The sequence below is a fragment of the Arhodomonas sp. KWT genome (assembly GCF_010993615.1).
Genome location: NZ_WNXE01000095.1, coordinates 1,316 through 11,223 on the forward strand (window position 1 = coordinate 1,316; position 9,908 = coordinate 11,223).

Genomic DNA, 9,908 nt, shown 5'->3' on the forward strand with positions numbered 1-9,908 from the left:
CGCGCTCCCAGCCGCCGGCCTCCATGAAGTAGCCGCCGAGCGCCTGCTCCCGGGGCCAGAACGGGCTGCGGCGCAGGTTGCGACCGCTCTCGTAGGGCTCGCGGGGATGCACCGGCGGGTCGTAGATCTTGCGCGCGGTCTCCAGGCAGCGGTCGTAGACGTGGCCCCGGGTCTTCTGCACCGGGTAGAAGCGCGCGATGTCGATGCCGTGGGGATCGAGCTCGGGGCGCCCGAGGCTGATCCAGTCGGCGAAGACCTTGCCCATCCCGGGACCGTCCTTCACCCACACGGCCTCGCAGAACCACAGCCCCCGGGTCTCCGGCGATTCGCCCACCAGCGAACCGCCGTCCGGGGTCACAGACAGCAGCCCGTTGAACGAGCTCTTCTCGTCCCAGCCGAGATCGCCGAGCACCGGGGTGATCTCCAGGGCCCGCTCGTAGGCGCTCATCACCTGGTCGGCGTCGAGGTCGCGCATGGACGGCGACAGCCGCGCCTCCTCCTTGCTGGCGATGTCCTGCGGGTACACCAACCGCGGCTCGGTGGGCTCGTAGTAGCCCCACTCGATCTGCCCACCCTCCGAGGTGCTGGGGTCGCCGGTATCGCGCAGGTACGCGGAGTTGCCCTGGTCGCGGAACAGGGGATAGCCGATCTCCCGACCGGTGCCCGCGAAGGCGTCGTAGGGCCCGAAGAACAGCAGCGGGTGCTCGACGGGCATCAGCGGCAGGTGCGCCCCCCCCATGCCGGCGACTAGCGGGCCCCAGATGCCACAGGTCACGATGACCACCGGCGTGGCGATATAGCCCTTGTGGGTCTCCACCCCCTGGACGCGGCCGTCGTGGACGTCGATGGCGAGCGCCGGGGTGTTGGCAAAGGCCTGCAGGCGGCCGCTGGCCACCGCCTCGTCGACCAGCTCGCCGGCGACGCGCTGGGAGCGCGGCACCACCAGGCCGGCGTCCGGGTCCCACATGGCCCCCTGGATCAGGCCCTCCTCGAGCAGCGGGAAGCGCTCCTTGGCCTCGGACGGCCCGATGAGGTGGGCGTTGGTGCCGAACGCCTTGCCGGAGCCGACCTTGCGCTTGAGCTCCTCCATGCGGGCATCGTCGTCGACCCGCGCCACCTCCATGCCGCCGATGCGGTTGTAATGCCCGCGCGCCTCGTAGAAGCGCTGGCTGTAGGTGGTGGTGTAGCAGCTCATCTTGTCGTGGGAGGTCATGTAGCAGAAGTCGGAGGCGTGGGAGGTCGAGCCGACATCCGACGGGATCGCCGACGCCTCCAGGCCCACGAGTCCGTCCCAGCCGTGGCCGATCATGTGGTGGGCCACCGAGGCGCCCACGATGCCGCCCTGGCCGATGATCACCGCGTTCGCCTGCTTGGGTAGTGTCGCCATGGCCGCTCTCCTGTCCCGTTTTCCGTCGCGGGCCGCCCCGCCGGGGTGACTTTGACACCACATTAGAGAATGCCGGCCGCACTCCGCTGTCCCCGGACGACACCGTTTTTCCGTTCGGCGACAGGCCTTTACGACGCCGTTTTTGGTGTTTCCGACACCCGGAGCGGCGATGACGCCCACGCGAAAGTCGCCGTCGTCCGCGGGGGCGTGGGCGCTTCACGCTGGCGCTAGCGTCTGGGCCACGGACGGTCACCCGGTGTCGGTCCCGTAATCGCCTCAAAAGCAGTTCCGCAATCGTTTGGGAGGAGCGGCCATGTCCCAGGTCATCGAGCAGATCGAGCAGTCGGCGCAGGCACCGGAGATCCTGCTCTATCCGCGCATCCGCAAGTCGCCGTTTTTCTACGCCTCGCGGCGCCACGGGGTACGCAAGTACAGCGTCTACAACCACCACTACCACCCGCGCGTCTACACCGATCCGGTGGACGAGTACTGGGCCCTGGTCCAGGGGGTGACCCTCTGGGACGTGGGCGTGGAGCGCCAGATCGAGATCGCCGGCCCGGACGCCTTCGAGTTCACCCAGCGTCTGGTGCCGCGCAACATGGAGAAGTGCAAGGTCGGCCAGTGCAAGTACGTGTTCGTCACCGCGCCGGACGGCGGGATCATCAACGATCCGGTGCTGCTGCGCGTCGAGGAGAACCGCTTCTGGCTGTCGCTCGCCGACAGCGACGTCCTGCTGTGGTGCCAGGGCCTCGCCCACAATTCGGGGCTCGACGTCATCATCCGCGAGGTGGACGTGGCCCCGGTGCAGGTCCAGGGACCGAAGGCCAAGCAGGTGATGGTCGATCTGTTCGGCGAGAGCGTGCTGGAGATCCCCTACTACTACCTGATGGAGGCGGAGATCGACGGCATGTCCGTAGTCATCTCGCGCACCGGCTACTCCGGCGAGATCGGCTACGAGATCTACCTGCGCGATGCCAGCCTGTACGGCGAACAGCTCTGGCAGCGGGTCTTCGAGGCCGGCCGGCCCCACGGCATGCAGGTGATCGGGCCCTGCCACATCCGCCGCATCGAGGGGGCGATCCTCGCCTTCGGCTGTGACATCTGGTACGACACCAACCCCTTCGAGGTGGGGATGGGCTACAACTGGATGGTCGACCTGCGCGGCGACGACGACTTCATCGGCCGGGCCGCGCTGGAGCGCATCAAGGCCGAGGGGGTGAGCCGCAAGCTCGTGGGCGTGGAGATCGACGGGCCCAACATCGGCTACTTCACCGACGGCTCCATGATCGACGTCTTCCCGGTCTACGGCAACGGCGGCGAGCGCATCGGCAAGGTGACCTCGGCGACCCACTCGCCCCGGCTGGAGAAGAACATCGGCTACGCCATGGTCCCCACCGCCTACACCGAGCTCGGCACGGCCCTGCGCATCGAGGCGAACACCGGGATGCAGGACGCGGTGGTAGTGCCGAAGCCCTTCCACGACCCCAACAAGGAAACCCCGAAGGGGTGACGCCATGAACGAGGCGGCGACGACCACGACAACGGCGGCGGACGCGGCGCGGGCCTGCACGGCCCTCGCCGCCCCCCGCTTCGAACTGCTCCCGATCAAGGGCGTTCACGAGCGCGCCTCCGCCCTGCCCGCCGGGGCGACGGTGACGGTGACCTGCTCACCGCGCCACGGCATCGAACGCACCCTGGATACCGCGGAAGGGCTCGCCGCCGCGGGCTTCCGGGTGGTCCCCCACGTCGCCGCCCGGCTGATACGCGACCGTCATCACCTCCAGGCCGTGCTGGAGCGGATGGCGGCCGCGGGGATCGACGACTGCTTCGTGGTCGGCGGGGACGCGGAACGACCGGCGGGGCCGTTCCCGGGGGGTGTCGAGCTGCTCGACACCCTCGCCGGGGCGAGCCCACGGCCGGCGCGCATCGGGGTGCCGGCCTACCCGGAGGGCCACCACCGCATGGACACCCGTACCCTGGATGCCGCCCTGTCCGCCAAGGCGGCGAACGCGGACTACGTTGTCACCCAGCTGTGCTTCGAATCCGCGCCGGTGCTCGAGTGGCTGCGTCGTCAGCGCGAACGGGGCCTGACCCTGCCGGTACTCGCCGGCATCCCCGGGGTCATGGACCGGCGCCGGCTGCTCTCGGTGGCCGTGCGTATCGGCATCGGCGACTCCACCCGGGCCCTCGGGCGTCAGCGCGGGCTGGTGGGACGGCTGATACACAGCGGCGAGTACCGTGGCGATGACCTGGTCTGGGGGCTGGTGGACGGCCTCGGCGATCCCGTCCAGGGGCTGGCCGGTGTGCACGTCTACACCTTCAACGAGGTCGCGGCCACACGGGACTGGCTCACGACCCTGCACGACGGCCTCTGCCAGTGGCACGGGCTGTCGGCGGAGGCGGAGGTGGCGGCGGGGACCGCCGGCGTGCACGCGGAGCAGCCCGGCTGAACGCCGGCCCCGCGGCCGCGGGACGCTACCGGGACGCCGCGGCGTGCAGCGGCCCGGTGGCCTCACCCGGCGGACCGGGGCGGGTCAGCGCACTCGCGGGCACCAGCTCCACGCCGGCGTCCGCGAGCGCCGGCAGCGCCTCGCGCAGCACCTCGATGGTCTCCGGATAGGGATGGCCGATGGCGACGGCGTGGCCCTGGCGCCGGGCAAGGGCGACGAGCTCGTCCAGGCGGGCACGGATGGCGTCGCGCTCGCGCACGTTGTCCAGGAAGACGTCGCGCCGGGTCACCGGCACGCCCTGCTCCCGCGCCATGCGCTCGGCCACGGTGGCCGCCGTGGTCCGGCTGTCGATGAAGTACAGCCCGCCATGGGCGTGCAGCTCGTCGAGTACCCAGGTCATGTGCCCGGGGTGGCGGGTGATCAGGCTGCCCTGATGGTTGTTCACCCCGCTGACGTAGGGCACGGCCGCCAGGTTGTGCTCCAGCAACGAGCGCACCCGGCCCTCCAGCATGTCCAGGGTGATCGCCCCGGGCACCGGACGGGTCGCACCCATGGCCTCCATCGGCTGGTGGAGCAGCACCTCCTTGCCGGCCTCGTGGGCCGCCCGCGCTACCCGCTGCGAATAGGGCCGCTCGGGCAGCACCGAGCAGGACACCGCCCCGGGCAGCGCCGCGACCGCCACGTCCCCGGGGCGCTGGCCCAGGTCGTCGATGATGATGGCCACCCGCGGGGTGGCCCACGCCGGTGCCGCGAACAGCACCAGGCAGGCCAGCACCGCACGCACTGGCACCATTACTGGCCGTTCAGGAGGACGTATCGCCATGCCTCAGCGCCGCGGTGGACAGCGTTGCTCGTCAGTCATGCAGACCTTGCCACACCTGCTTCCTCGCACCCTGCCACAGCGGCGCCCACGGCCACTGCGACAGGGCAATACGTCCCGAACGGTCAGTGACGCCCGCCGCGGCTGTCCAGGATCGTCAGCCCGCGGAGCAGGTTCAGGGCCTGGGCGAGGACATAGTCCCGGCTGATCAGGTCGGCCTCGGCCTGCTCGGCGTCGCCTTCAGCACCCCCCTTGGGCTTGCCGTCGCCGCTGAGGTGGCGGTTGAGGTCCGCCTCCGAGAGCGGGCGCACCCCGTTATTGCCGGCGGCGGTCACCTCCACCTGCGGGATGTCGACATCCGGCTGGATGCCGTCCGCCTGGATGGAGCGACCGCTGGGCGTGTAGTAACGGGCGGTGGTGAGCTTGATCGCCGCACCGTCCTGCAGCGGCATGATCGTCTGCACCGAGCCCTTGCCGAAGCTGCGGCGGCCCATGATCACCGCTCGGCCCTGGTCCTGGAGGGCGCCGGCGACGATCTCCGAGGCGGATGCCGAGCCGGAGTTGATCAGCACCACCAGCGGCGCGCCGCCGAGCAGGTCGTTGGGCGTCGCGGTGAAGCGCATCTCCGCGCTGTCGAGCCGCCCGCGGGTGCTCACGATCACGCCGTCGGTGAGGAAGGCGTCGGCCACGTCCACCGCCGCGTTGAGCACGCCGCCGGGGTTGTTGCGCAGGTCCAGGACCACGCCCTGGAGATCGCCGTCCGCATCGGACTTCAGCGCCTTGATCGCCTCGATCACGTCGCTGCCGGTGCCGCTCTGGAACTGGCTGATGCGCAGGTAGCCGTAGCCGGGGGAGAGCAGGCGCGACTTCACGCTCTCGACCTGGATCACCGCCCGGGTGAGGGTGACCTCCAGCGGCTGCTCGTGGCCCTCGCGCATCAGCGTCAGGGTGATGTCGGTACCCGGCTCGCCGCGCATGAGGTGAACCGCCTCGTTGAGGCTGATGTCTTTAACGGGCTGGCCGTCGATGCGGATGATGAGGTCCCCCGCCTGGATGCCTGCCTTCTCCGCGGGCGTACCGTCGATGGGGGCGATGACCTTCACGAAGCCGTTCTCGTCGCCGACCTCGATGCCGAGACCGCCGAACTCGCCGCTGGTACCCGCCTGCAGATCCTTGTAGGCCTGCGGGTCGAGATAGGCGGAGTGGGGGTCCAGCCCGGAGAGCATCCCGCGGATGGCGTTCTCCATGAGGTCGCGGTCGCTGACCGACTCCACGTAGCCGCGCTGGATGCGGCCGAACACCTCGGTGAAGGTGCGAAGCTCCTCCACCGGGACCTTCGCCGCCGCGGCATCGGTATCCCCCCTTTCGGCCCAGACCTGGTGGGCGGTGGCGAGGATGAAGCCGATCAGCACCCCGGTGGCCAGGGTGTAGAGGGTTCTCGGAAAACGCATGCTCTTTTCCCTATTAAGTTCCTGTGCGGGCCACGCCGTCGCGGCCGCTGGATGACGCCTCAGCCCCGGTTTCCGCGCCGCTTGAGCCAGGCGAGCGGATCGACGGGGTCGCCGTCCACCCGCACCTCGAAGTACAGCGCCTCGCGGCGTTGTCCGCCGCTCGCGCCCACCGCGGCGATCACCTCGCCGGCACTCACACGGTCGCCGGCCTCGCGGTAGAGCGCGCGATTATGCCCGTACAGGCTCATCCGCCCGTCCCCGTGGTCAATAATGATCAGCAGACCGACACCACGCAACCAGTCGGAGAAGACCACGCGGCCACCGGCGACGGCATGCACCGCGGTACCGGCGGGCGCACCGATGAGCACCCCGGACCAGCGCAGGTCCCCGGAGCGGGAGCTGCCGTAGCTCGCCAGTAGCTTGCCGGCCACCGGCCAGCCGTTGCGATCGCCGCCCGACTCCGGCGGCTCGGGCGCCGGAACCGCCTCGCGGCGGTCCTCGGCGGCCTCGCGCCGGCGCTGCTGCTCCAGGCGCTCGCGCAGATCTTTGACCAGCCCGGTCAGGCGCTGCTCGTCGTCGCGCAGTCGGTCCAGGCGCTGGTCGTCACTGTCGATACCCGCGCGCAACTTCTCCAGCACGGCCTTGCGGGATTCGCGTTTCTCCGCCAGGGCTTGGCGCTGCCCGGCACGCCGGTCCTCGAGCTCACGCAGCCGGGCGAGCTCCCCGTCGATGGACTGCTGCAGCGACTCCAGGCGTTCGAGCGCGGCGATGGTCTCGTCGATGCGCTCGGCCCGGGCATTGGCAAAGTAACGGTAGTACACCGCGAGACGGTCGAGGCGATCCGGGCGCTCCTGGCTGAGCATCACCCGCAGGAACGAATGCCCGCCGGAGGCCCAGGCGGCGCGGATCTGGTCGGCCAGGCGCCCGCGCTCGCCGGCCAGGGCCTCGCTGCGGCGCTGATGTTCGGCCTTGAGCTCCGCCAGGCGCTTGCGGTGGGCGTCGAGCTTCTGGCGGGTCTCGCGCAGGGCGCGGTCCGCTTCGGCAAGGGACTTGTCCAGGCGCTGGAGCTCGGCGTCCAGCCCGTCGACGCGCTGGTGACGCTCGAGCAGCGACTGCTCCAGGGACTTCATACGCTCGCGCACGTCGCTGAGCCGCTCGCGCGTGTCGCCGAGCGAGCGCTCCTGCGCCGTGGCGGCGCCGGCCGCCAGGACGGCAACCAGTACCAATATGCTCAGACGTAGTGTCATGCGTCAGCCGGACCGTGTGCCGATGAGATAGGGCGCAAGTTGCGCGGTGGCGCAGGACACCATGAACCGCGAGCGACGCAGCCCGATCGGCACACGGCCCGGCCCGAAGGGCGCGCTACAGCGGCACGGCGGCGGCGTTGCGCTCGCCTGGCGTGAGCCCTGCCGCGCCGGCGCCCTGAGACACGACAACAGGCCTGAGAAGATTGGTAACGCCATCGGATTGCGCGCATGGATTCAGCAGCGTTCCATCATGCAAGGTGGTGCGTATAATGCCCAGTCTACCAAGGTGCCGGGCCCCCGCGGCCGGCCACATCCACGACGACTTCGAATGGGCCCGCGATGGACAAGCTTGTCGAGTTCGCCGCCGATCAATGGCTGCTGGTGCTCGCCACCGTCGGCGTGATCATCGCCATCATCGCCAACGAGATCTACCTGCGCCTGCAGGGCCGCGACGCGGTGGACCCGGAGACCGCCACCCGGCTGTACAACCGGGAGGACGCCGTGTTCGTCGACGTCCGCGACGAGAACGCCTTTGTCAGCCGCCACCTCCCGGGCGCCGTGAACGCGCCGCGCAGCCACATCGAGCAGCACGGCGACCGTCTCGAGCGCCTGCGCGGCCGGCCGGTGATCGTCTACGGCGCCGGCGGCGGGCTGGCTGCGGCCGCCAGGCAGCTTCGCGAGATGGGCCACGAGCCGGTCTACCAGCTGCGCGGCGGCTACCCGGCGTGGGAAGACAAGGGCCTGCCCACCGAGGGCCGGGGCTGAACGCACCCGTCACACCGTCATCAGCTTGCGAGGAAGCACCATGGCCGACAACGAGCAGACCGCCGCCCAGGAGGGCCAGCAGCAGTTCTCCATCCAGAAGGTCTACCTCAAGGACTGTTCGCTGGAGACACCCAACTCGCCGGATGTGTTCCGCTCCGAGTGGCGCCCCGAGGCGAACGTCGAGCTCGATACCAGCAACCGTGAGATCGGCGACGGCACCTACGAGATCGCCATCCGCATCACGGTGACCGCCAAGCTCGGCGACCAGACCGCCTATCTCTGCGAGGTGGAGCAGGCCGGGGTGTTCGCCGTGGCAGGCTTCGACGGGCAGACCCTGCGCGGGCTGCTCGGCAGCTTCTGCCCGAGCATCCTCTTCCCCTACGCCCGCGAGGCGATCTCCGACCTCACCGGCAAGGCCGGCTTCCCGCCGATGGTGCTGGCACCGGTGAACTTCGACGCGCTCTACGCCCAGCAGCAGGCGCAGAGCGACGGCGAGAACCAGCAGGCCCGGCACTGACCGGACGCCGGCGATGACGTCCACGCCCTCGGCCATCGCCGTCCTCGGTGCCGGCTCCTGGGGCACCGCGCTGGCCCTCGTGCTGGCGCGTAACGGCCATGCGGTCACGCTGTGGGGCCACGACGACACGCACGTGGCCGCCCTCGAGCGGCAGCGCAGCAACGAGCGCTACCTGCCGGGCATCGGTTTCCCCGACGGGATCTCGGTGACCGACGACCTCGACGCCGCCGTCTCCGGCGTCGACTGGGTACTCGTGGCCGTACCGAGCCACGCCTTCGCCGCCACCCTCGCCCGCCTCGCCGACTGCCTGCCCGCGGGCTGTCCGGTGCTGTGGGCCACCAAGGGGCTGGACGCCGACTCCGGCGGGCTGCTCCACCACGTCGCCGCCCGGCTGCTGCCCGACAATCCGCCGGCTGCCCTGTCCGGGCCGAGCTTCGCCGGCGAGGTCGCCCGCGGCCTGCCCACGGCGGTGACCGTGGCCGCCGCCGACCTGGCGGTCGCCGAGCACCTGGCGGGGGCGTTCCACGACGAGCGCTTCCGGGTGTACACGAGCACCGACCTGGTCGGTGTCGGACTCGGCGGCGCAGTGAAGAACGTACTGGCGATCGCCACGGGCATCGCGGACGGGCTGGGCTTCGGCGCCAACGCCCGTGCCGGGCTGATCACCCGCGGCCTCGCCGAGGTCCGGCGCCTCGGTCAGGCGATGGGCGCCGCCGACCGCACCTTCATGGGCCTGGCCGGGGTGGGCGACCTCATCCTCACCTGCACCGACGACCAATCGCGCAACCGCCGCATGGGCCTCGCCCTCGGCCGCGGCGAGGACGTCGACGCCGCGGAACGCGCCATCGGCCAGACCGTGGAAGGCCTGCGCACGGCGCGGGAGCTGCACGCCCTCGCCCGTACCCAGGGGGTGGAGATGCCGATCTGCGAGCAGGTCCATGCCCTGCTCGACGGCGGGGTGAGCCCCGAGGAGGCCACCCGCAACCTCATGCTCCGCACCCGCAAGGCGGAGCTGGACTAGTCCTGATCCAGGAATCGTTGCCTCTCCAGGACGCGCGACCGCATTGCCGGGCATTTCCTCGACCGGCGCGGTGATGTACTCGTGAGTCCCTGCCGGGTTCTTCCGTGCGGAAGACCAAACGGCAGACCGAAAACGGCGCCAGGTAGCCCGGCCAGGGAAACCATCCCCGGATACCCGCAGTCAGGCCGAACGAATGTGCCCGCTGTCACACAATGACGTTCGACCGGCCCCCGCATATCGGCATCCGCGC

Annotated in this window: 9 protein-coding genes; 5 read left to right on the forward strand and 4 right to left on the reverse strand. The window is 70.5% G+C overall.

Annotated features, from left to right (window positions below; translation table 11 throughout):
- The coding region (locus tag G7A99_RS25520) for an FAD-dependent oxidoreductase (RefSeq protein ID WP_240466274.1) at positions 1-1,387 on the reverse strand (1,387 nt) is incomplete at its 3' end.
- Between the two features lie 313 nt (positions 1,388-1,700).
- Here G7A99_RS25520 and G7A99_RS12940 point away from each other — a divergent pair.
- On the forward strand, positions 1,701-2,897 hold the full coding sequence (locus G7A99_RS12940; protein WP_163140728.1) for a glycine cleavage T C-terminal barrel domain-containing protein: 1,197 nt from the start codon (positions 1,701-1,703) through the stop codon (positions 2,895-2,897).
- 4 nt (positions 2,898-2,901) lie between these two features.
- Positions 2,902-3,837 (forward strand): methylenetetrahydrofolate reductase, encoded by a 936-nt coding sequence (locus G7A99_RS12945; RefSeq protein ID WP_163140730.1) that lies wholly within the window; start codon positions 2,902-2,904, stop codon positions 3,835-3,837.
- A 25-nt stretch (positions 3,838-3,862) separates the two neighbouring features.
- Here G7A99_RS12945 and G7A99_RS12950 read toward each other — a convergent pair whose 3' ends face one another.
- The 3 genes from G7A99_RS12950 to G7A99_RS12960 form a co-directional block, all read right to left on the reverse strand.
- Entirely contained in the window at positions 3,863-4,630 is a 768-nt protein-coding gene (locus G7A99_RS12950) for a divergent polysaccharide deacetylase family protein (RefSeq protein ID WP_018719746.1), read from the reverse strand.
- A gap of 152 nt (positions 4,631-4,782) precedes the next feature.
- Positions 4,783-6,108, reverse strand: coding sequence for a S41 family peptidase (locus G7A99_RS12955; RefSeq protein WP_018719745.1), 1,326 nt, complete (start codon positions 6,106-6,108; stop codon positions 4,783-4,785).
- 59 nt (positions 6,109-6,167) lie between these two features.
- The gene (locus G7A99_RS12960; protein WP_205599844.1) at positions 6,168-7,355 is read right to left on the reverse strand and encodes a murein hydrolase activator EnvC; all 1,188 of its coding nucleotides are present in this window, start codon (positions 7,353-7,355) and stop codon (positions 6,168-6,170) included.
- A 339-nt stretch (positions 7,356-7,694) separates the two neighbouring features.
- Between G7A99_RS12960 and G7A99_RS12965 the strand changes: the two genes are divergently transcribed.
- Genes G7A99_RS12965 through G7A99_RS12975 form a run of 3 tightly spaced genes read left to right on the forward strand, consistent with a single transcriptional unit; the run spans position 7,695 to position 9,658 of the window.
- Positions 7,695-8,120: a rhodanese-like domain-containing protein gene (locus G7A99_RS12965; RefSeq protein ID WP_018719743.1), complete on the forward strand. Its 426-nt coding sequence runs from the start codon at positions 7,695-7,697 to the stop codon at positions 8,118-8,120.
- Between the two features lie 40 nt (positions 8,121-8,160).
- A complete protein-coding gene (gene secB, locus G7A99_RS12970; protein ID WP_018719742.1) occupies positions 8,161-8,637 on the forward strand; it encodes a protein-export chaperone SecB in 477 nt (158 codons plus the stop codon).
- A 13-nt stretch (positions 8,638-8,650) separates the two neighbouring features.
- Positions 8,651-9,658, forward strand: a complete 1,008-nt coding sequence (locus tag G7A99_RS12975) for an NAD(P)H-dependent glycerol-3-phosphate dehydrogenase (protein WP_018719741.1) — start codon at positions 8,651-8,653, stop codon at positions 9,656-9,658.
- Positions 9,659-9,908 lie beyond the last annotated feature (250 nt).